A 22,300-nucleotide genomic window follows, 5' to 3' on the forward strand; every position below is an offset into this window, starting at 1 on the left:
GATGAACAATAATGAAGAAACAAAAATGGCTAGCGCTATTACTAGTTTGCATGATGATTATTTTGTCAGCATGTAGTGGCGGTACATCAACAAAAGAGGATAGTAAAAATAGTAGCAAATCTTCTGGAGAAAACGCTGCGCTCACAAGGGGTAATGAATTAGTTGTCCGTGTGGCAGGAGATCCTCAAAACTGGGACCCGATTGATACATTTTTACTGTCTTGGAGTACCGTAGCAACATCAGTATTTGAAGGATTAGTTAGTCGTTCTTTAGATTTAGAAATTCAACCTGGATTAGCGGAATCTTGGGAATATAAAGATGAAAAAACAATTGTCTTCCAATTACGCCAAGGCGTTACCTTCCATAATGGTGAACCATTTAATGCGGAGGCCGTTAAATTTACTTTTGATCGTCTGCTAGGTGATGAAGGTCAAAAAGGTCCTCAATATTCAAATTACACTTCCATTGATCATGTTGAAGTAACGGGTGAATATGAAGTAACGATGCACTTAAATTCTATAGATCCAGTATTACTTACAAAACTATCAGGTTATGGTGCCGTAATCGTACCACCTAAATATATTCAAGAACAGGGAGCAGAGAATTTTGATATGAAACCTGTTGGTACAGGTCCGTTTAAAATGACAGATTATCAACGAGATAAACAAGTGATAATTGAACGTAATGAAGATTATTGGAATAAAGATGCTATTAAACTAGATAAAGTTACATTTAAAGTAATTCCAGAAACAGCAACAGCACTTGCAGAATTACAAACAGGCAATATTGATATTATGACACGTTTGGAAGTTTCTCAAGCTGCAACAGCAGAAGGAACTGACTTTATTGAATTAATGGAAGTGTCTACACCTACAGCTTATTCAATTCGTTTTGATACGGCGCAAAAGCCAGTTGATGATGTACGTGTTCGTCAAGCTATTAACTATGCTATCGATAAAGAAACGATTGTAAAAGAAATTTTAGGTGGCTATGGGAATCTGATAAGCTCATTCCAAAGTGATTTATCATTTGGCTATAATAACGATTTAGAGCCATATCCATATGATCCTGAAAAGGCAAAAGAATTGCTGGCTGAAGCGAAAGTTCCTGAAGGTACTACATTAGATTTCTTTATTCCAGGTACAGATGGAACATTTAAAGAGATTGCACAAGCAGTAGCGTTTTACTTAGAGGAAGTTGGAATTAAAGTATCGATTAATAGTGTGGAAAATACGACATTCCAATCAGAGTTAATTCCTCAAGGAAAAGCTGGCCATATGTATAAAAATGGTTGGGGTGGCTGGACGCTGGACTTTGATAATACCGCTTATTTAATGTATCACGAGGGAGAATTCTGGAACCCATCCTATAAAAATGACAAAGTAGAACAATTATTAGCAGCAGAGCGTGCCACTATTGATAATGACGAAAGACAAAAGGTCTTTAAAGAGCTTACAGAAGTATTATATGAAGATGCAACTGAAGTCAACTTATATTCTGAAGTTGAAATATACGCAGTGAATAAACGAATAAAAGGCTTCCAACCACCACATGATGGCCGCTTTAATTTTGCAGGTGTCACTGTCGAGTAAGTAAAAAATTAAGAGATAGTATGTTAGCATACTATCTCTTTCACTTCACATTAGGAGGATGGAATTATGCTTTCCTATATTCTACGACGTTTGTCGCATACCGTGCTGGTGATCATTGCGGTTTCATTAATTATATTTTTCTCCATTCGTTTAACAGGTGACCCCGTAAGTATAATGTTTGGGGCTGGTGAACCTTCACAGCAGGCAGTAGAAGAACTGACAGCCAAACTCGGTTTAGATAAGCCTGTTTGGGAGCAATACATCATATTTATGAAGGATTTAGTAACACTTGATTTTGGTACGTCCTATCGTTCCAATAGCCCTGTTTTAGAGATGTTACTCGAACGAGCGTGGCCGACAATTGCGCTTGCTTTAGGTGGAATGGCAGTGGCATTGTTAATAGCTGTTCCGCTAGGTATTTTATCAGCCATTTATAAAGGAAAATCCATTGATGTGTTTAGTCGTATTTTTTCTTTGTTAGGTATTTCCTTCCCTAATTTTTGGTTGGCGTTCATGCTAATTTTAATTTTTGCTGTTCAACTAAAATGGCTGCCAGTATCCGGATTTGATGGATTTAGCTCATTAGTTTTGCCGTCCGTTGCCTTAGGGCTTATCTTATCTGGTATTTTAGTTCGATTAATTCGTACGTCTATGCTGGAAGTACTTAAAATGCAATACGTCACAACTGCACGGGCGAAAGGTATAAGAGAATGGCTAGTTATCATTAAACATGCTTTCCGCAATGCCTTATTGCCAACTGTAACATTTGTTGGTTTACAGTTTGGGGGGCTTTTAGGAGGTGCGGTTATTGTCGAGCAAGTCTTTTCTTGGCCAGGGATTGGAAGGTTGATTGTTGATTCTATTAATCAACGAGACTATCCTGTGGTCCAGGGAGGAATCATACTTTTAGCATTGATTATGATTTTAGTAAATCTAATCGTTGATTTATGCTACTCATTGATTAACCCGAAAATTAGAACTGGAAGAGGTGAGCAATAATGACTCAAATAATGGAAACAGAAGCAATCGAAATAAAAAAAGCCAATAAAATAGTAACAGTTCTGAAATTCATGAAGAACAATCCAACAGGCATCATAGGCTTATTATTGGTTGTCACTACGATACTATGTGCTATATTTGCGCCATATATTGCTCCCTATGATCCGGGGGCGGCTAGCTTAGGGCATCGGCTTGACCTACCCAAATGGCTAGATGATACTGGTAAATCCGAATACTTACTCGGAGGAGATCAGGTTGGGCGTGATTTGCTAAGTAGAATTATTTACGGAGCACGTATATCTCTATTAGTCGGCATTTGTGGCGTAATCATTTCATTAGTGCTTGGTACATTTCTAGGAATTGTTTCAGGTTACTTTGGGAAATGGATGGATGATTTAATTATGCGGCTAGCTGAAGTTCAAATGGGGCTACCGTTTATTTTACTAGCCATCGTCATCATGAGTGTTTTTGGAACAGGTATTGAAAAAATTATTATTATCCTAGGACTTACATATTGGGTTAGTTTTGCGAGATTAATTCGAGGAGAGATTTTGGCTTTAAAGGAACAAGAGTATATCCAAGCAGCAAAGGCAATTGGTGGGACACATTTCAAAATAATCATTAAGCATATACTTCCTAATGTTGCCTCCTCCATTTTAGTGTTAGCAACGATGTGTATTGCAGAGTTTATTTTATTGGAGGCCTCTTTAACATTTTTAGGGTTAGGTGTGGAGCCTACAGTACCTTCATGGGGAGGAATGTTAGCAGATAGTCGAAATTATATGACCTCAGCTTGGTGGATATCTGTTTTCCCAGGGGTGGCCATTATGTTAACTGTTTTAGGCTTTAATTTATTGGGAGATTGGTTGCGAGATCGCTTAGATCCAAATATGAAAGTTTAGGTGATATGATGAACTCTATAATTTTTTCTAGTTTATTTCAAAAGAATGAAACGAAAAAAAAGCCTTCTTTATTTATAGATTTACCTAAAGATTTAGCTCCATTAGGATTAATTGATTTTTGCTTACGTTTAGGCTTTGAAGCAAATGAAGTAGACTTTGATTTATTTCAGCCAGCCAATCAGTCCTATACAATGAAGTTTTTACAGCATACTAGCACATTTATTTCACAAGATGACTCAACATGGATCATTTATTATGAGAGTGAATTAGCACTTTCTACATGGTTAAGTGCAATAGCCAGTGAAGGAATGGTCGACACCCAAACGGACAGCCCTTTAACGGATTATGAAAATTTAAGTCATCTTTGGTCAGCCTATGGCACGGGTGAAAAGGATGAGGCACATCCCCAGCAACATGTAAGTGTGAAAATGAATATACAAGAAGAATTAAAGACAAATGCTCTATTAAAAGAGACTTGCTATCTAGCATTGCGTTTAGGCCTATATGCCACATCTATTTCATTACCAGCTATAACATCAGAAGAGCGACATGTAACTATTTCATTCAAGCACGAAAACGAAAGTTATATGGAATTGACCGCCAAAAATGCCATTCAAATCTGTGGTACGAAAGAAAGCCTACCGACCGTTATCCATTCCATTGCAACAGCAAAGCATGTGTCTGAGGGTGGACTGCTTGGAGTTTGGGAGTTAAACGAAAAACAAATGAATGAAGCGGCTATTTTAATGGACGAAAAATGGAGCGATGAATCTGAAGCTTCGTACATGATAAAAGCATTAGAAGAAGAACAAGATAAAGCGTTAGAGGCTGAAATTTATATGACGGCCACTAAAAAAAATCGTGATCAATTTAAGCTAGATTTATATGAAAAATTTTCAAATTTGACAACCATTAAAGTTCGCGCTGCCTTTAAAACAGGGTTATACTGGATATTAGAGGAAGTACTTCCATCTGTCGAGGGGCGCTTTGAACATGTAAAAATAGTATGTAAGGATGGGGTAAGTGTAAACGGCTTAGAGCAACATAATCGCTGGATTATGGAGCTATACCCTGTGGATGAAATGATTGAAATGCAATATGGCATACCTAAGGAGCATGTGCAATTTGAGCTTTCCAGCACGCAACAACATGTGTATAGAGTATTTGTAGATGATCAGTTAATAGCTGAGCTCACTCCACCTATTAGTGAAGTGGATTATGTTGATGGTCAGAAAAAAGCTTACCCAACTACCGCTGGGTATAGATTATTCAACAAGACAGAGCGAGTGCAGGAGAACATCATATTTTCTGATCGTGAACGTTTCTATAAATACTATATGAAGGAATTATTGCCACGAATGGTGAAAAAGTTAAAAATAGATACCCATAACGTTGATCAAGCTCAGCTATTTCCATTATTCGATCGAATTGAAATCGACTTTACTTCTTCTGGAATCGAAGAAGAAATAGGCGTCCAGCAAGAAGCGAACTCATCGTTTGAGGCGTTATACGAGGATTTATACTTTAATACTTTAGACTATTTTCATGAGCTTGGTCGCCAGTTAGTTAATCAGCCTTACAAAGCTCCAGGTGGTGTTATTCCTTATATTCATATAGAACAAGATTTGTATAAGCCTATTAAAAGTGCCATAAAGGTTTACCAGTGGAATGACAAACCGATGGCGGAACCCGTTACAAAGCGAATCTTGTTTAATCAAGAAGGACAGTTTGACACTGTAGAAATGTCTATCGGTAATGAACTGAAGGTCACTAAGGCAAAAACCTTTTTAAAACACAACATGAAAAATATAATTCCATTAGTAGAGCGTTGTAAACAATACTCAGAGGTCAAATTGAATTATGGAGATATATCTTATAAAGGTACTGTCATTCCATTTTTAGAGGTGACGGAACCTATTACGAGTGAATATTATTCAGGGCTAAAAAAATCAGATGAAAAACATACGATTGTTTTTGAAGCTGGCCATCATCCAAATGAAGTATCTAGCACTCCTGCGATTTTGGCGCTAATGGAAGATATTATTTGTCAGCAACCAGAAATATTAAAAAAAATGAATGTCATTATTATCCCTTTAGCGAACCCTGATGGCTATGAAATCATGGAATGTTTGACAAAGGAGCATCCGAAGTGGAAGCATCATGCTGCAAGATTTAATGCGGTGGGATTAGAATTTGCCCATGTGAAATTCCGAAAAAGTGTGTTCGGTGAGGCAAATGTATTACCACTTATCTTAAAAAAATGGGCTCCAGATATTGTTATTGATGACCATGGAATACCAGCTCGTGAGTGGGTTCAACCGTTCGCAGGTTACGCCTGCCCACCTATTTTCCCAGTTTCTTATACGGTTCCAAGTGCCAAAATTTATGGGATTGGTCGTTATGCAGATGATGATACGAAGGAAATTCAGGCCAAAAATCTGGACCTAGTAGCGGAAAGAGTTAATAGGATGTTTGATGGATCTACGTTTGCTCAAGAAAATGCGTATTGGCGAGATCGATACTATAAATATGGAACAACGTGGGATCCAGATAAATACCCGATTGAGGAAATGGGGAATATTAACTTTTATCGTAGTATGGAAGTAACACCTACGTATTCATCAGTTAGTATTTTACGTTATCCACAGTGGGTCGCTTTAGATATCATTTCGGAAGTTGCAGATGAAATCGTTTATGGTGAGGAATTACTATCGTGTATGGCAGCCCATCAATTATTTAATCAGGCAATTTTAGAAGCTGCACTAGCTACTCCTGTAAATAAACAAAAACAATCTGGACGCTACATAAAAAAACGTCCGATAGAAATTAGGTGACTAACACATGACAAACATATTATTAACGGGATTTGAGCCATTTTTAGATTATAAGCTCAATCCAACTATGCAAATTGTAGAAAACTTAGATGGCGAAAAGATAGAAGACTATCATATTATAGGAAGAATTTTATCTGTAGATTTTCAACAATCTGCCGAGCAGCTAAAGCGATATATAGAGGAAATACAACCGCAAATCATTATTTCTTTAGGGCTCGCAGGGGGTCGTTATAAACTAACGCCTGAGCGAATTGCTATTAATGTGAAAGATGGGGAGCCCGATAATAACGGCTACACACCTGTGGATGAGAGCATTCAAGAGGAGGGGGCAGATGCCTATCTGACGAATTTACCAATTCGCCAGATGGTTAATCGTTTACAAGCAGAGGGCTATCCGGCTGAAATCTCTAATACAGCAGGTACTTACTTATGCAATAACATTATGTATGAGGGGCTTGTGTATGCGCAGCAACATGAAGGGGTACGTGCTGGCTTTATACATATACCTGCTTCCTTTGAATTGGCCATCCAACATGGCAAAATTCCAGGCTGGCATATTCGTGATTTAATCGCTGCTGTGAAGCTTTGCATTGAGGAGACAATACGTGCAGGTAATCATTGAATTTCCTTATTCAATGTGGATTAGCAAGAATACGATTCGCTTTTCCTTTAAGGAAGAAATATCCCACCCAAACTTTTCTGCAGTACAAGCATTTAATCGATTTCTGAAAAAACAACTACGACACAATCTTGTCGAGTGTGTTGCAAGCTATCATACAGTTACAGCATATGTGAAACAACGAATAGATGTAGACCTTTTAAGAAGGCAATGGCTGGACAGTCAAGCATCCACAGTCATTGATGACAGAACGAATAGACTATTAAAAATCCCAGTTTGCTATGATGAAGAATTTGCCTTAGATAGGCAACGAGTGATGGACTATACGGGTCTATCATTTGAGGACATGAAAATGTTACACATGTCCAAAAGCTATTACGTTTATTTAATTGGCTTTTTGCCAGGCTTTCCGTATCTTGGAGAACTTGATTCTAAATTATTTGTGCCTCGTTTAGAAAAGCCGAGAGCGTCGGTGTCTGCAAGTTCTGTTGGGGTTGGAGGTGGACAAACAGGGATCTATCCTGTCGATTCACCTGGTGGCTGGAATATTATTGGAAGGACGCCATTAGAGCTTTTTAATGTCAATGGTAAAGAGCCATTCCTATTTGAACTTGGTGATGAAGTTCAGTTTTATGAAATAACTAAGCAACAATATTGGGAAATGAAAAGCAAAGGAGTGTAGCGATTGAAGCCACTTCTGCTCATAACAAAACAAGGGGTTTATGGTAGCTTACAAGATAAAGGAAGGTTTGGCTATCGGGCATTTGGTATTCCGTTATCTGGACCAATGGATTATGTTTCATTTCAAGCGGCCCAGCTAATTTTACAAAATCATCATAACCAAACTTCTTTCGAAATGTTCGTGGGTGGTTTTGAATTTGAGGCAATGGCTGATGGGGTCTATGTTTTAACAGGCGGTCATGGGGTATGCATGATCAATGATGCAGCCATTGAAATGTGGAAAACATTCCATTTAACAAAGGGTGATAGGTTAACGATTAAGAGTGTGAGTCAAGGCTCTATCATTTACTTGACACCGCTGGGAGGGTTTACTTCAAAATTGCAGCTTGGCAGTACCTCATACCTCTCTCAGGGGAATCTAGGTATGGTCCATGCAAAAGGAAGTATTTTATATGGACAAATAGCCCCGCCATTAAAATATAATAGAGGTCTTTATGCTCCGTATCGTCCGACTTTTGACAATACGATTACTGTTAGAATTTTTAAGGGTCCTCATTTTCATTTATTTACAGGAGAGAGTCAGCAACAATTTTTGCAAAATCCTTTCCAGTTTAGCGGTGGTAATCGAATGGGCTATTATTTAAAAGGCCCTGTTTTACAGTTAAAAGAAATGAAGGAAATTCTATCTGAAGCGACACAGTTTGGCTCAATTCAAGTGCCTCAAAATGGGAATCCCATCATCTTAATGGCCGATGCTCAAACAGTAGGAGGCTATCCTATTATGGCCACTGTACATGAAGATGATTTACATAAAGTAGCCCAAATGCGTATGTTTAGCACAATACATTTTGCACTGGAGGAAATGTGATACGAATGGATATTAATTGTGATCTAGGAGAAAGCTATGAAGCGTTTTTGACCGGAAGAGATGAAGAGATACTAGATTATGTGACATCAATCAATATTGCGTGTGGCTACCATGCGGGTGATCATTCCATTATGCACCAAACAGTTCGGAATGCAATTCGCAAAAATGTTCATATTGGTGCACACCCTGGGTATCCTGATCGTGAAGGCTTCGGGCGAAGGGATATGGCGTTTAGCCCAGCAGAAATTTACGATATGATTGTCTATCAGGTAGGGGCACTGCAAGCGTATGTCCATATCGAAAAAGGGACAGTACATCATATCAAGCCCCACGGAGCACTATATAATCAAAGTGCAAATGATAAGGAGAAAGCTTCAGCCATTGTTCATGCGGTGTATGATCTTCATCCTCAGCTTATTTTATATTGTTTAGCGGGTAGCCAAATGGCAGAAATCGCAAGGGATAAGGGTCTTCAAGTATATGAGGAGGTTTTTTCTGATCGCCGTTATCACTCTAATGGCACATTAGTGAGCAGACAGGAACCGAATGCCTTAATACAAACTGAAGAAGAAATGCTGGAGCATGTCAAAGGTATTTTAACGGCAAATGAAGTATTGTCTATAGAGTCTCAAAAAATAAAAGTAGCGGCGCACACCTTATGTATTCATGGAGATGGTCCACATGCCTTGGACTTTGCTAAAAAGATTGCTGCTCTTAGGAGGCAACTACATCAACAATAAAGTAGATGGCTTCAGCATAATGGATTGAAACACAAAAAAGTTCGCATAAAGGGCGAACTTTTTTGATTGGAAGAGCATTTTTATTTTACATACATTTTTCTGTGATTCTTGGCGTCCTCAATAAGACCAATTAGCCGCATCACTATGTAAGTTACCACTAATCCGATACAAGCACCTGCTAACACATCTAAAGGGTAGTGTACACCGATAAAAATTCTCGAAAATGCCATAAAGCAGGCCAGCAAGATGAGGACAGCTCCAATTTTTCTTCGTTTCCAAAACAAAGCAAATGCTAAGGCAAATGCACCTGCCGCATGATTACTAGGAAATGATGGGTCTAGATTTGATTTTTCAAGTAATAATATTACGCTATGATTGACGAATGGACGTGGTCGAAAATACACCATCTCTATTATTTTATCGATACCAAGTGTAAGAATAGCAATCGTTACGGCGTATAATACTATTTTTCTATTTTCATGCTGATTTTGAGAGTTTGAAAACCATAGCCATATCAATATTAATCCAAATAGGATAGGGCCATATTTTGAAAACAAGAGGACAAGTTGATCAAAAATAGGGTATTGTCCTGCAAACTGGTTAAGTAATTTAAAAAGCTGATAATCTATCGTCATATTTTCTTTAAGAGGAAACTCCTTCTAGTTTAGACACTTGCACATCATCCTCGGAGGATAAAAACTTTTCTAATTCATGTTTATTTATTTCTAAATCAATATCTAGAACTGCACCTACATTTACATGTTTGTTTTCAAAAGAACTGGCAACAGGAATCCGTAAAGTATCTACCCCATTAGAGTGTCCATCCATTAAACCTTTTCCAATTGCAAGTATTGTTTTTTTGTCAACGTTCGTATCGATGTATGCCTCTGCAACACCTAATATTTTTGGTAAATTCATTAAGCTTTGAAAGCTAATCTGATCTTTAACCTTTGTCATAATTTCCTGCTGGCGTTCCACTCGTCCGAAATCACTTAAACGATCGTGACGGAATCGTACATAAGCTAATAACTGATCACCATGTAAAGTTTGTTCTCCAGGAAATAATGTCATGCCAATGCCATATGACATTTCATAAGGGATGTCCACATCAATCCCATTGGGTGCTAGAAGATCAACAATTTTAGGGAATCCTTCAAAATCAACGATAGCATAGTAATTTACATCAATATCAAAGTTTTGTTTAATGGTCTTCCTAACAAGTTCTGGACCTCCAAAAGCAAATGCAGCGTTTATTTTATTCTTTCCGTAATCTGGGATGTCAACATACGTATCTCTCATAATAGAAACGATTTTTACTTGATTCGTCGTTTGATTATAGTGTCCAATCATTAAGGCATCCGATCTACCTTCTTCGCCTCTAGTATCACTACCTATCAAGAGGACATTAATCTCACCAAATTGTAGGTCTGCGCCTTGGAAGGGCTCAAAAGTTTCTTCAGCCTCAGCTTCATTTTTACTGTCGTCTTCTGCCATGGCCAACCCACTATTGTACTGATAAAACCAATAAACAACCCCTATTACAATCATTGATGCGAATATGAAACATGAATTTTTTAGCCATTTACGGCTTGTTTTACTACTTTCCATAAATTAATAAATCCACCTATCCGTTATTTTTCAACAAAGATTTTCCGGTAAGTTGTACAGCTATTGCATCATCTAAATATCCAATAGGAAATACATAATCCGGAATTACATCTACAGGAATAATAAAATATAATAATGTACTTCCGATTATTGTTAATTCAAATAGTGTACCTTTATCTGTTGTAAATTTTTCATATAACTCTTTTAGCTTATTTATAAATGGTCCAACACTACCTACTTTTTGAATCTTTTCATTAAAACTCGTATGAATGGTATGTTTGCCTTCCTCCGTTTGAGAAAATAGTCCATAATCGTCTAATTTTTTTTCAACATCCTGCACTGAAAACTGATTGTCGTATACATTTGATGCCTTAAGAAAGGTTTGTATGGCATCAACTGAGGTGTGAATATCTGATTGTGACTCTTCTTGTCTTTGTTCCATAGGATATCCCGCTGCTTCAAATAGCTGAATAAAAGGAACACCAAGACATTCAGCGAATTTTTCTACATGTTGTGGGGTAGCTTTTCGTTTATGATTAATAATCCGTGAAATCGTAGCCGTATCGATTCCTGTTAGTTCACTAAACTTTCGCATAGATAATGAACGTTCTTTCAATAGCTCTTTCAACAATAAACCTAAAGTCGTATTTTCTTTCATTTCCGTCATATTCGATTCTCCCTTCTTCATTAAAAATAACTGTTGAACAGAAGTGTATAATGATGTTGACAAATTGTCAACACTCGGCAATGAAATGCTGCCAAATGGAAGTAATAACGGTAGCATGCTTACATTTGATTAGTTGAAGGCTTATTAGCGTTTTGGAATGTTTTCAAATTGCGGTGAATGCCTGATAAATAAAGGTAGAATGCACTTAATTGTAAGAAGCGAACAAGCTTTATATTCTGACTTTTCTAAAAAAACAAAAGTTTTTTCATCGGATTTTGTCGGATTCTATAAGTATCTCTTATTATTAGGCAAGCCCCAAAAAAATAATATGAGGAGGTACGAAGGATTGAAAAAGAAATTTAAAATTAGTTTAGCCAGTCAAATTTTAATCGGTTTGATTTTAGGGATTATTGTTGGTGGTATTTTTTATGGCAACCCCAAAATTGAAACCTACTTACAACCATTAGGGGATATTTTCCTGCATTTAATTAAGATGATTGTTGTGCCGATTATTATTTCGACGTTAATCGTAGGTGTTGCTGGTACTGGAGACATGAAACAGCTTGGACGATTAGGCGGGAAATCCATTATTTATTTTGAAATTATTACAACAGTAGCTATCGTAGTTGGATTACTTTCCGCGAATATTTTCCAGCCTGGCGCAGGTTTAAACATGAACGAGCTATCTCAAGGAGATATTTCAAAATACGTGTCAACTACAGAAGAAGTACAGCATGAAGGACCGTTTGATATTATTGTAGGCATCGTACCGACCAATATCATTCAGTCAATGGGTGAAGGCGATATGCTTGCGATCATATTCTTTGCTGTTATTTTTGGTTTAGGTGTTGCGGCCATTGGCGATCGAGGTAAACCAGTTTTAGACTTCTTCCAAGGGGTAGCAGATGCGATGTTCTGGGTAACTAACCTTGTGATGAAATTTGCGCCACTCGGGGTATTTGGTTTAATTGGTGTAACCGTTTCCAAATATGGATTCGCCTCTCTAATACCTTTAGCTAAGCTGGCTATCCTTGTTTACGCTACAATGCTATTCTTTATATTTGTGATTCTTGCACTTGTTGCAAAATTCGTAGGTGTCAATATATTATTTTTAATTAAAGTACTGAAAGATGAGCTCATTTTAGCATTCTCAACAGCAAGTTCAGAGGCTGTGTTGCCACGAATTATGTTGAAAATGGAGAAATTAGGGGCTCCAAAGGATATTGTATCCTTTGTTATCCCGACCGGTTACTCCTTTAACTTAGACGGCTCAACGCTGTACCAAGCGATCGCTGCATTATTTATTGCGCAAATGTACGGTATTCACCTAAGCATTGGTGAACAAATTACGTTAATGCTTGTATTGATGGTTACATCGAAAGGGATTGCAGGGGTTCCAGGGGTATCTTTCGTAGTACTTCTTGCCACTTTGGGTACTGTCGGCATTCCGTTAGAAGGTCTAGCATTTATCGCTGGTATTGACCGTATCCTGGATATGGGACGTACAGTTGTTAACGTAATTGGTAACTCATTAGCGTCATTAGTAATGGCGAAATGGGAAGGCCGTTTTGATACAGTGAAAATGAAAAATTACTTTAAGGATAATGAAAATTTAGCCTAAACTTTATCACAATATTTAGTGTAAGTTAACATAGAAAACACCTTTCGTCGATAAATGGTTTTAACCATAATCAATCAACGTAAAGGTGTTTTTTAAGTCTACTAGATTAGTATTGTCTAAAGACTTTATAAGATTAAACTTAATTCTCGCTTTCAATTGTTGGAATTATGTTATATGTGTAGCCTTCATCTGCTGCATTCCTTTCTTGTTGACCTACTTTGACTTAACAGTAGAACTGGGTATGTTACTTCGTGTTTAGCAGCTCATGTTTGAGAATTTAGTAAATGACTCACATAAACCCCCTTAATTCTCTAGATAAAGTTTTCACGCACTCCATATTAACTCCAGATAGGTCAAATATATTTGAACTACCAAGGAGGTAAGGAAATGAATTTTATCAAACGTGCATTTTTAAGTGTGAAGGCAAGGAAAGGGAAATCGATTATATTATTTACAGTATTTTTAGTAGTTTCCAATTTAGTATTAGCCGGCTTCGCCATACAAAATGTGTCACAGAAGGCGAATGACCATGCTAGACAAACATTAGGTGTAGACGTAAGTCTTCGAATGGATGAAGAAAAGCTTATGGAAAACGTGGCAAAGCAGCGACAAGAAAATCCAAACGGAAAAATACAACACCCTGAGCTTTTTGCAGATGATGCAGATCGGTTAGCTAAATCACCATATGTAATAGACTATAACTATCTTAAAAGTGACATGGTTGTAGCAGATGATTACACACCTATTAACGATGCTGAAGGTGATGATGGGGTAAGCGGTGCAGTTGGTAGTAGTGTCTCTGGAAATATGAAAATGCCTAATACGTTTCTTCAAGGTGTGAGAAGTTCTGAATTATTGCAAGAATTTACGGATGGAACACATGAAATAATGGAAGGTCGTTCAATTACACCTGAGGATAAGAATAGGAAAGTAGTGCTAGTTGAAAAGCGATTAGCAGAACAAAACGAGCTTCAAGTTGGCGATATGATAAAGGTCCAATCAATGGAAGGGACGACTGAAGTAGAGTTGGAAATAATAGGAGTATATAAAAATTCTGGTATAACTGACTTCGAGGAAAATTTACCAGCTATGATGCATCCATCTAACAAACTATACACAAATTATGACTCGACGAAAGAGAGCGGTGAAAAAAATTCAGTCATTAATGAAGCTATCTACTACTTAAATGATCCAGAAAATATAGCAGATTTCAAAACCGACGCAAAGAAAAGCAATATCGATTTTGATTTGTTCAAGTTAGATGCACATGATGCTTTATATCAGAAAATGGTTGGTCCTATTGAGAATATTGCTGCTACTTCAAAATGGATGGTCTATTTAGTATCTATTACAGGATCAATTATTTTAGCTCTTATTATTATGTTAACCATAAAAGAGCGACGTAAAGAATTAGGCATACTCTTAGCAATCGGTGAGAAAAAGAGAAAATTAATTGGCCAACTATTAGTAGAAGTATTATGTATAGCCGTACTAGCATTTGTTATTTCTACAATTACAGGTGAGACAGTGTCTCAAAAAATGGGAGATAGTTTATTACAGCAAGAGGTTATTGCCTCTCAAGAAAATCAACAAGAATCTAATAATTTAGGATTCTCATTTGGCATGATGAATAAGCAAGATAATGATGTGGAGCCTATCGATGATATTGATGTAAGTATAACTTCACAAGATGTGTTGAAGTTAGGTGGATTAGGACTGTTAATTGCCATATTATCGACGCTTCTTCCAGCACTATCCATTCTTCGCTTAAATCCAAAAGAAATACTATTAAAAGATGAGTAGGAGGAGTCCCATATGGACACAATATTACAATTTAAAAACCTATATTATTATTATGTAAGTAATAACAGGAAGAATACTTTACTAGAGAATGTGAATTTTACGTTTGAGCAAGGCTGTTTCTATAGCGTTTTAGGTCCTTCAGGCTCAGGAAAAACAACAGCACTTAGTTTGGCAAGTGGCTTAGATAACCCGAAGGAAGGACATGTGCTCTATAAGGGAAAAGATATAAGAAAAATTGGTTTGGATAAATATAGAAATAAATTTGTTTCGGTTATTTTTCAATCCTATAATCTGATAACGTACATGACGGCCCTTCAAAATGTAGTAACAGCAATGGAAATTACAGGGGTTAAAGTAAAAGATAAAAAGAAAAGAGCTCTCGAATTATTAGAAATGGTAGGCTTGACCGAAATAGAAGCAAAAAGAAAGGTTTTACAGCTTAGTGGTGGTCAACAACAACGTGTAGCTATTGCTCGAGCATTATCTAGTGATGTGGATTTATTAATTGCGGATGAGCCGACGGGTAATTTAGATGAGAAAACCTCGGCTGAAATCGTTGAACTATTTCAGGAATTAGCCCATCAAGAAAATAAATGTATTATTGTTGTGACGCATTCACAAGAAGTAGCCAAACAATCTGATAAGATTATTTACCTTAAGAAACGCAATTTAGTTTGTGAAAATCTGAATAAGTAACTTAGCTAATCCAAGAATGGGAGTGGTATAAATGTGGACAAAAATAGTAACCTCATTAGGCTTAGTCTCTATTGGTATAGCTATAGGAATGCTTACTAACTTAGTGGCCTTCAATGGTGACTTAGGTGACAATGAAAGCAATATGTATCAGGGTTATAATTCGTATTTAGATGAAAGGAATCCGGCTCAGGGGGATTCGGAATCTCCAAAACCGAGAGGTAAACTGACCCCAGAACAATGGGAGGAGTTCACATCAAAATCTGGTGGACAAATGCCTGAGCAGTGGGATCCATCCACACCTCATTCAGAAGAAAGTATACAAGGTTCAACATCTCCGTATTAATTTTCTTTCATAATTATCGTAAAAAACAACATAAAACCTCCAAAGATTTGTAAATTTAACCTATGAATCTTTGGGGATTTTTGTACCTGAAGGTTATGTTGTTCTTATGATATGGATGTATGACTTTGATCGTAGGATTCATATAAAATTTTTTAGGAAATAATGTAGGTATCTTCACATAAACTACAGATTGCGTGGTTATAATGGCTAACTAGGGGGGATATCTTAATGAACTATAATATTTTAGTAGTAGAAGACGATTTAGAAATTCAAGAATTAATTAAGCAGTTTTTGATGACACAAAATTATACGATTGAGGTGGCATCTGATGGAGTAGAGGGAATAAAAAGATTAAATACACAATCATTTGATTTAATTCTCCTTGATGTTATGATGCCGAATCTCAATGGATTTGAAGTGGCCAAAATGCTACGCAATCAATCTAATATACCCATTATATTTTTAACTGCGTTAGAAGAAGAACAAGATCAAATGAAAGGCTTTGATCTTGGCATTGATGATTATATTACTAAGCCGTTTTCATTTCATGTGCTGATCAGACGAGTACAAGCGGTTCTTAGAAGAAGCAATCATAAAAATTGGGGTAATCATTTAAATTTTAATGAACTGAATGTCGACTGTGACGGGTATAAAGCTTATGTAAATAAGGAGGAAATACCTTTAACTACAAAAGAATTCGAAATTTTACAACTACTACTCCATAATGAAAAAAAAGTGCTCACTAGAGAGATCATAGTAGAAAAAGTTTGGGGATACGATTATTCGGGAGAAACACGGATGATTGATACTCATATAAAAAACTTAAGAAAAAAATTAAATTTACCCTATATTAAAACTGTAAAGGGTATCGGATACAAAATCGATGAATAGGATTGTAAACTTCATGAAGATGAAAAAAATAACCTATAAGCTCTTTATGATTACTTCACTTATATTGCTATCGTTTGCGGTCTTAATTTATTTAACTTTATACTTCTTCCTTCCAACATTCTACGAGCAATATAAAACAAATCAGCTTCAATCCGGCATAGCAGAAATAATTCATAAATCTAAGAGTTTAACAGTAAGAGAAGCTAAAGAGCTTTTGGATGAGTACTCCAAAGAAAATAATGCAATCATTTACCTACAAGAAAAGAACGGAAATATTATCTATTCGCCTTCTTTTAATTTTCAAGGAAATACGCAATCATCCATTATTACCGGAAAAACATCACAAAATGAAGAAAATGTTAATGCCTTTAATCATTCCTTGCCCATACAATTTCTGAATGAACGTAATTTAATGGTTACTGTATTCGCGACATTTCAACCCATCGATGAGGCCTCTCAGGTTTTAGTACGTTTTCTTCCTTATATAAGTATCATTGTTGTTTGTATTGGCTTGGGCAGTGCCTATTTATATTCAAGGTTCATTACAAAACCACTTCTCTATATAAATGAACGTGCACAAAAGATGGCAAATCTCGATTTTTCAGAAAATATAGTAGTTCGTTCTAATGATGAGTTGGAGGAGCTATCTAATAGTTTAAATGAGATGTCGAATAATTTGCAAAAAACAATGGATGATTTACGAATAGCCAATGAACAATTAAAAGATGATATTGAAAGAGAAAGAAAAATCGAAACAAAACGGAGGGAATTTTTTGCTACAGTTGCACATGAGTTAAAAACTCCACTCACTGTAATGAAGGGATATATAGAAGGCATGATTTATAATATCGGACCTTATGAAAATCGTGACTTCTATTTAGAAAAAAACCATAAAATTATAGAGGGCATGGAACAACTTGTCCGTGAAATTTTGAGTATGTCCAAACTAGAACAAAATATATTTAAAATCCAAATGAAAGAAACAAATCTCTCAAATTTAATTGAGACGATAATGAAAGACCTCGTTTTTTTTGCATCTCAAAAGGAGATTACTGTTATAAATAAAATTCCCCCGAATCTTTACGTATTTTCAGATAATGATTTACTAGAAAAAGCATTTAAAAATATTATCCATAATGCAATTATGTATTCACCACAAGGAGAAACAGTCTATTTAGAATTGACGGAGGATTCCAAAGAAAATCAAATTCAAATCCAAGTCATTAATACCGGTGTACAAATTAAAGCAGAGGAACTACAACAATTATTTCAGCCTTTTTATAGACTCGAAAAATCAAGAAATAGGAACACGGGTGGGAGTGGATTAGGCTTATATATCGTCAAGCAAATATTTACATCACTCTCTATAAATTATTCTTTTAATAATGTTGAAAATGGCATTCGATTTTTAGTTACATTTCCTCAAATTAAATAAATGGTACGAAGATTGGCGTCTCAAAAGCATACACAGATGACTCAATAAAGTAATTAGATTTATTGAGTCTTATATTAGATAGGAGATCGACTGAAAATGAAGATAAGAACAAAGTTAATTATTATTTCATTGAGCCTATTATTAATTCCAGGTTTAATTATAGGCGTGAGCAGTTATAATTCTGCTAACAAGCACTTGGATGATTTGGGAGAGAGGATGCTAAAAAATAATGTAGAAATGGCACTTCAATTAATTGATTCAATGAATTATGCCGTTCAAATTGGTGAAATAACTTTAGAAGAAGCCCAAGAGAAAGTAAAACAAAATTTAATTGGGGATTTACGAACTGATGGTACCCGTGAAATAACGACAAATGTTGATTTAGGTGAGGACGGCTATTTTGCCATTTACGGAGCGGATGGAGATAGGATTGCTCATCCATTCTCAGAAGGAGAAAATGCGTGGGAAAGTGTCGATAGTCATGGGGTTTATATGGTACAAAATATGATAAACGCAGCACAAAATGGCGGGGATTTTACATATTACGCTAGAGCAATGCCCAACGACCCTGATGCAGAAGAGGATAAAATAGCCTACTCTGCTATTGATCCGAACTGGGGTTGGGTGGTAAGCGCTAGTAGCTTCATGGCTTCATTTAATCATGGCATTCATTTAATTCAATACACGATTATCACTACTCTTAGTATCAGTATTTTAATAGGTGTAATCGTTATATTTTTATTTTCCAGACATTTAGCCATTCCAGTTCAAATGATTACTGACAGAGTTGAAAAGATCGCCAATCAACATTTAACCTTTACGTATTTAAACGTTAAAAATAAGGATGAGTTAGGTATATTAGCAACAGGAATAAATACGATGACTACAAATTTAAGAGGAATGATTGAAACCGTTTCGAACTCAGCCGAACAAGTTGCGGCTACATCTGAACAACTTACTGCGAGTAGTGAACAGACAAGCACGGCTTCAGATGAAATTACGAAGGCTATTCAGCAAATTTCTACAGGACAAGAAAAGCAACTGGTTGGAATGAAAGAAGCAAATCATTCCGTTACAGAGATATCATCGAGTCTTACAGCAATTACGAAAAATATTAAAGAATTAAATGACCTATCCATTGAAACCTCTAAAGTCTCTCTTTCTGGTAATGAAGTGATTACACAGTCCGTTGAACAAATGAATCAAATAAATAAACAGAACTTAATGACAAATAAAGCCATGCTATTGCTCGAAAGTAAATCACAAGAGATTGGTGAAATTATTAATGTCATTACTAGCATTGCAGCACAAACCAATTTACTTGCTTTAAATGCAGCGATTGAAGCCGCGCGCGCAGGGGAGCAAGGGAAAGGTTTTGCTGTTGTAGCTGATGAAGTTAGAAAACTAGCAGAGGAATCAGGAAATGCAGCTAATAATATTTCTACTCTAATAGGTGAAATACAACTTCATACACAAAATACAGTACAAATTGTCAATGAAGGAAAAAGTGTAGTTGAAACGGGTATACGTTATGTTGCAAACGCTGGGAAAACATTTGATGAAATAGCAGCTGATGTAGACATGATTAACAATAAACTTTCATCTGTCTCTACGGAAATTCAAGAAATTAATGCTAATACAGAGATTTTAGTAAATGAAATACTGAAAACCAAAGATGTTACCGATCAGTCATCGAGTTACACACAACAGGTTGTTGCAGCAGCGGAAGAACAGTCTGCTACTATGATTGAGATGACATTTGCTTCTCGTTCTTTAGCAGAGATGTCTCAGGAGCTTCAAAATCTAGTATCAAACTTTAAAACCAACGAATGAATCATTATATTTGGTAAGGTTTATAAAAGTAGAGACATATTCTTATGGTAAAAAGAATATTGAGCTAACAAATTTATGAACACGTAAATTTGTTAGCTATTTTTAATAGAGTTCAAAATGGTATCCATTGATATTCCACATAAACTTCACACGACATTCATATGGACTACAGATTAGCTTTATAAAATAATATAATAGTAATTTTTTGATAAAAGATGGAGGTTGAAACGACCCTATTGGAGGAATTAGGATGGAGACCGGTATGACATTATTTGAATCAAATCGAAAATCTGTATTAGAAAGTATTGAACATAAAAAATCTTTCACAATAGTATACATTACGATTATCAGTTGGCATGACTTGGACCTTTCTAAATGTATAGATGTGGTTAGGAGAAAGCTAACTTTGTATCAACCAAAAGTGGAATGGTATAGAGTATTTGATAAGGAATTTCTATTAGTCTGTCATGCTCAGTCCCAAGCTCGTTTAATTAGTCAAGAACTATCAAATATTGAATATTTAAAGATACACTATCTATATGTCCAAGATAGAAAACTTCCTGCGTTAAATTACGTTAGACAAGTCTATTTGCAAAACATAACTAGCGATGAACTAAAAGAGTGTAATTCACAGAAAGGTTTAGTAACTGAAGAGTTTGAAATAGTCTTCCAACCGATATTACACCATAATAGGCAATTATCCTTTGAAGCACTAAGTAAATGGCGGTGGGAAGAGATGGGTTCTATCTCTCCGGGTATATGTATTCCAATTTTAAATATAGAAAGTTTAATAGAATTAACCAAGAATATTATCAAAAAAGCTGTTGATTTATTGAGTAGATATAATGAAGTCGTTTATGTTTCTATTAATTTATCAGCGCCATTAATCAAAGATATTACTTGGTTAATCGAACATCTAGATGAAATTGGTATTACTAACAATAACCGAATTGCTTTTGAAATAACTGAGGAAACTATAATGGGGATAGAAGCTAGTGAAAATCTAAAAATTATACGTGATCGAGGTCATATTATATTTATTGATGGTTTCGGCTCTGGTTCTGGAAACTCGAATTTTCAATATATGTCCTTACTGCCCCTTGATGGAGTGAAACTAGATAGGTTGTTTATTAGTGGGAAATCAAATAAAAAGGTAATGGAGCTGCTGACAAATATTATCAAGGCCATAGATTTAGAAGTAATAATAGAAGGTGTAGACAATGTTGAGCAGCTTAATACCTTATCTGAAGCCCAATACGATTCAATACAAGGCTATTACATATCAAAACCACTAACAATAAATGAATTGACGAAATTTATGAATGACAATTGCTAGACTAAGTATAGTACGACAACAAAAGAATACCCTGTCGACATGAAGGGGATATTTAGAAAAATAAAACGACAGCAAAAAAACGCAATCCCCTGATGGGGGGCGTTTTTTGCTGTATAAAACCTTTTCTATTAGTTGTGGTGAAGGTGAACAATAAGAAAGAAGGGAACTCCAGATAATCTCCAGGAAATCTCTAGAAATTCTCCACCCTATTACCATATGAACTACAGATACTGCCTCTATTATAAAACCTGTAAGACAAAATACATCTTAAAAGGAGAATAAAAACATGAAAAAGAAAAAGAGATTAGCTGCTACTACTTTAGGTGCCGTATTCGCACTATCCACGATGGGGTCTGCATTTGCAGCAGAGGCACCAACTCAAGTGAGTGAGAAAAGTGAATATGTGGTAGGTCAAGTAAGTAAACCAACGAACTTTGATGAAATTTCAAAAGAAAAGGTGCAAGCCATTTTTGATCAAGCAGAAGCGGGTACACTAACAAAAAAAGAATCTATGAAGCAACTTGATGCTGCGCTAGGCATTAAGGGAGATAAAAATAAAGTGAGTGGTCCTGCAAGTAAACCATCGAACGTTGATGAAATCTCAAAAGAAAAGGTTCAAGCCATTTTTGATCAAGTAGAAGCGGGTACACTAACGAAAGAAGAATCCATGAAGCAACTTGATGAAGTGCTAGGGCTGGATGGAGATAAAAAACCTACAGGTAAACCAACGAACGCTAATGAAATCTCAAAAGAAAAGATGCAAGCCATTTTTGACCAAGTAGAAGCGGGAACACTAACGAAAGAAGAATCCATGAAGCAACTTGATGAAGTG

19 protein-coding genes and 1 pseudogene are annotated in these 22,300 nt (G+C 36.1%); 17 read left to right on the forward strand and 3 right to left on the reverse strand.

Annotated features, from left to right (window positions below; translation table 11 throughout):
• Positions 1 to 11 precede the first annotated feature (11 nt).
• From AC1Q6O_RS06395 to AC1Q6O_RS06430, 8 genes are all read left to right on the forward strand, one after another.
• Positions 12 to 1,592, forward strand: a complete 1,581-nt coding sequence (locus AC1Q6O_RS06395) for an ABC transporter substrate-binding protein (protein WP_115648607.1) — start codon at positions 12 to 14, stop codon at positions 1,590 to 1,592.
• A gap of 66 nt (positions 1,593 to 1,658) precedes the next feature.
• A complete protein-coding gene (gene nikB, locus AC1Q6O_RS06400; RefSeq protein ID WP_043990131.1) occupies positions 1,659 to 2,591 on the forward strand; it encodes a nickel ABC transporter permease in 933 nt (310 codons plus the stop codon).
• A complete protein-coding gene (locus tag AC1Q6O_RS06405; RefSeq protein WP_008176398.1) occupies positions 2,591 to 3,493 on the forward strand; it encodes an ABC transporter permease in 903 nt (300 codons plus the stop codon). Before nikB ends, AC1Q6O_RS06405 begins: the two co-directional genes overlap by 1 nt.
• A gap of 5 nt (positions 3,494 to 3,498) precedes the next feature.
• The gene (locus AC1Q6O_RS06410; protein WP_446936999.1) at positions 3,499 to 6,327 is read left to right on the forward strand and encodes a M14 family metallopeptidase; all 2,829 of its coding nucleotides are present in this window, start codon (positions 3,499 to 3,501) and stop codon (positions 6,325 to 6,327) included.
• A 7-nt stretch (positions 6,328 to 6,334) separates the two neighbouring features.
• Positions 6,335 to 6,949, forward strand: coding sequence for a pyroglutamyl-peptidase I (locus AC1Q6O_RS06415; protein WP_008176394.1), 615 nt, complete (start codon positions 6,335 to 6,337; stop codon positions 6,947 to 6,949).
• Positions 6,933 to 7,628, forward strand: a complete 696-nt coding sequence (gene pxpB / locus AC1Q6O_RS06420; RefSeq protein ID WP_342532458.1) for a 5-oxoprolinase subunit PxpB — start codon at positions 6,933 to 6,935, stop codon at positions 7,626 to 7,628. The genes AC1Q6O_RS06415 and pxpB overlap by 17 nt, the downstream gene beginning before the upstream one ends.
• 3 nt (positions 7,629 to 7,631) lie before the next feature.
• Positions 7,632 to 8,495, forward strand: coding sequence for a 5-oxoprolinase subunit C family protein (locus tag AC1Q6O_RS06425; protein ID WP_342532459.1), 864 nt, complete (start codon positions 7,632 to 7,634; stop codon positions 8,493 to 8,495).
• Between the two features lie 5 nt (positions 8,496 to 8,500).
• A complete protein-coding gene (locus AC1Q6O_RS06430) occupies positions 8,501 to 9,235 on the forward strand; it encodes a 5-oxoprolinase subunit PxpA (protein ID WP_008176388.1) in 735 nt (244 codons plus the stop codon).
• An 80-nt stretch (positions 9,236 to 9,315) separates the two neighbouring features.
• On the opposite strand, the gene AC1Q6O_RS06435 is transcribed toward AC1Q6O_RS06430, so the two are convergent.
• From AC1Q6O_RS06435 to AC1Q6O_RS06445, 3 genes are read right to left on the reverse strand one after another with little or no spacing between them, the layout of a single operon-like run.
• Complete coding sequence (locus tag AC1Q6O_RS06435) at positions 9,316 to 9,870, reverse strand: phosphatase PAP2 family protein (RefSeq protein WP_239354428.1); 555 nt, start codon at positions 9,868 to 9,870, stop codon at positions 9,316 to 9,318.
• A gap of 7 nt (positions 9,871 to 9,877) precedes the next feature.
• The gene (locus tag AC1Q6O_RS06440) at positions 9,878 to 10,843 is read right to left on the reverse strand and encodes an LCP family protein (RefSeq protein ID WP_492401008.1); all 966 of its coding nucleotides are present in this window, start codon (positions 10,841 to 10,843) and stop codon (positions 9,878 to 9,880) included.
• A gap of 16 nt (positions 10,844 to 10,859) precedes the next feature.
• Positions 10,860 to 11,510: a DUF1232 domain-containing protein gene (locus tag AC1Q6O_RS06445; RefSeq protein WP_043990126.1), complete on the reverse strand. Its 651-nt coding sequence runs from the start codon at positions 11,508 to 11,510 to the stop codon at positions 10,860 to 10,862.
• 346 nt (positions 11,511 to 11,856) lie between these two features.
• Between AC1Q6O_RS06445 and AC1Q6O_RS06450 the strand changes: the two genes are divergently transcribed.
• From AC1Q6O_RS06450 to AC1Q6O_RS06490, 9 genes and pseudogenes are all read left to right on the forward strand, one after another.
• Positions 11,857 to 13,131 (forward strand): cation:dicarboxylate symporter family transporter, encoded by a 1,275-nt coding sequence (locus AC1Q6O_RS06450; RefSeq protein ID WP_025115097.1) that lies wholly within the window; start codon positions 11,857 to 11,859, stop codon positions 13,129 to 13,131.
• A 387-nt stretch (positions 13,132 to 13,518) separates the two neighbouring features.
• Positions 13,519 to 14,934 carry an ABC transporter permease gene (locus AC1Q6O_RS06455; RefSeq protein ID WP_089985087.1) on the forward strand — a complete coding sequence of 472 codons (1,416 nt, stop codon included), beginning with the start codon at positions 13,519 to 13,521 and terminating at the stop codon, positions 14,932 to 14,934.
• A gap of 12 nt (positions 14,935 to 14,946) precedes the next feature.
• Positions 14,947 to 15,630, forward strand: coding sequence for an ABC transporter ATP-binding protein (locus AC1Q6O_RS06460; protein WP_043990124.1), 684 nt, complete (start codon positions 14,947 to 14,949; stop codon positions 15,628 to 15,630).
• Between the two features lie 31 nt (positions 15,631 to 15,661).
• Positions 15,662 to 15,973: a hypothetical protein gene (locus tag AC1Q6O_RS06465; protein ID WP_008176380.1), complete on the forward strand. Its 312-nt coding sequence runs from the start codon at positions 15,662 to 15,664 to the stop codon at positions 15,971 to 15,973.
• A gap of 228 nt (positions 15,974 to 16,201) precedes the next feature.
• A complete protein-coding gene (locus AC1Q6O_RS06470) occupies positions 16,202 to 16,864 on the forward strand; it encodes a response regulator transcription factor (RefSeq protein WP_008176378.1) in 663 nt (220 codons plus the stop codon).
• Positions 16,857 to 18,299 carry a sensor histidine kinase gene (locus tag AC1Q6O_RS06475; protein WP_342550884.1) on the forward strand — a complete coding sequence of 481 codons (1,443 nt, stop codon included), beginning with the start codon at positions 16,857 to 16,859 and terminating at the stop codon, positions 18,297 to 18,299. Before AC1Q6O_RS06470 ends, AC1Q6O_RS06475 begins: the two co-directional genes overlap by 8 nt.
• Before the next feature lie 96 nt (positions 18,300 to 18,395).
• A complete protein-coding gene (locus AC1Q6O_RS06480) occupies positions 18,396 to 20,132 on the forward strand; it encodes a methyl-accepting chemotaxis protein (RefSeq protein WP_043990122.1) in 1,737 nt (578 codons plus the stop codon).
• 250 nt (positions 20,133 to 20,382) lie between these two features.
• On the forward strand, positions 20,383 to 21,468 hold the full coding sequence (locus AC1Q6O_RS06485) for an EAL domain-containing protein (RefSeq protein WP_008176373.1): 1,086 nt from the start codon (positions 20,383 to 20,385) through the stop codon (positions 21,466 to 21,468).
• 286 nt (positions 21,469 to 21,754) lie between these two features.
• Positions 21,755 to 22,300 (forward strand): annotated as a pseudogene (locus AC1Q6O_RS06490) (hypothetical protein); the annotation flags it as partial.

This window comes from Lysinibacillus sp. GW823-FHT06C08, assembly GCF_058795135.1.

Coding starts and splice junctions, on each gene's coding strand:
- AC1Q6O_RS06395 (WP_115648607.1), top strand. CDS start 12: ATGAAGAAACAAAAATGGCTAGCGCTATTACTAGTTTGCATGATGATT.
- nikB (WP_043990131.1), top strand. CDS start 1,659: ATGCTTTCCTATATTCTACGACGTTTGTCGCATACCGTGCTGGTGATC.
- AC1Q6O_RS06405 (WP_008176398.1), top strand. CDS start 2,591: ATGACTCAAATAATGGAAACAGAAGCAATCGAAATAAAAAAAGCCAAT.
- AC1Q6O_RS06410 (WP_446936999.1), top strand. CDS start 3,499: ATGATGAACTCTATAATTTTTTCTAGTTTATTTCAAAAGAATGAAACG.
- AC1Q6O_RS06415 (WP_008176394.1), top strand. CDS start 6,335: ATGACAAACATATTATTAACGGGATTTGAGCCATTTTTAGATTATAAG.
- AC1Q6O_RS06430 (WP_008176388.1), top strand. CDS start 8,501: ATGGATATTAATTGTGATCTAGGAGAAAGCTATGAAGCGTTTTTGACC.
- AC1Q6O_RS06435 (WP_239354428.1), bottom strand. CDS start 9,870: ATGACGATAGATTATCAGCTTTTTAAATTACTTAACCAGTTTGCAGGA.
- AC1Q6O_RS06440 (WP_492401008.1), bottom strand. CDS start 10,843: ATGGAAAGTAGTAAAACAAGCCGTAAATGGCTAAAAAATTCATGTTTC.
- AC1Q6O_RS06445 (WP_043990126.1), bottom strand. CDS start 11,510: ATGACGGAAATGAAAGAAAATACGACTTTAGGTTTATTGTTGAAAGAG.
- AC1Q6O_RS06455 (WP_089985087.1), top strand. CDS start 13,519: ATGAATTTTATCAAACGTGCATTTTTAAGTGTGAAGGCAAGGAAAGGG.
- AC1Q6O_RS06460 (WP_043990124.1), top strand. CDS start 14,947: ATGGACACAATATTACAATTTAAAAACCTATATTATTATTATGTAAGT.
- AC1Q6O_RS06465 (WP_008176380.1), top strand. CDS start 15,662: ATGTGGACAAAAATAGTAACCTCATTAGGCTTAGTCTCTATTGGTATA.
- AC1Q6O_RS06470 (WP_008176378.1), top strand. CDS start 16,202: ATGAACTATAATATTTTAGTAGTAGAAGACGATTTAGAAATTCAAGAA.
- AC1Q6O_RS06475 (WP_342550884.1), top strand. CDS start 16,857: ATGAATAGGATTGTAAACTTCATGAAGATGAAAAAAATAACCTATAAG.
- AC1Q6O_RS06480 (WP_043990122.1), top strand. CDS start 18,396: ATGAAGATAAGAACAAAGTTAATTATTATTTCATTGAGCCTATTATTA.
- AC1Q6O_RS06485 (WP_008176373.1), top strand. CDS start 20,383: ATGGAGACCGGTATGACATTATTTGAATCAAATCGAAAATCTGTATTA.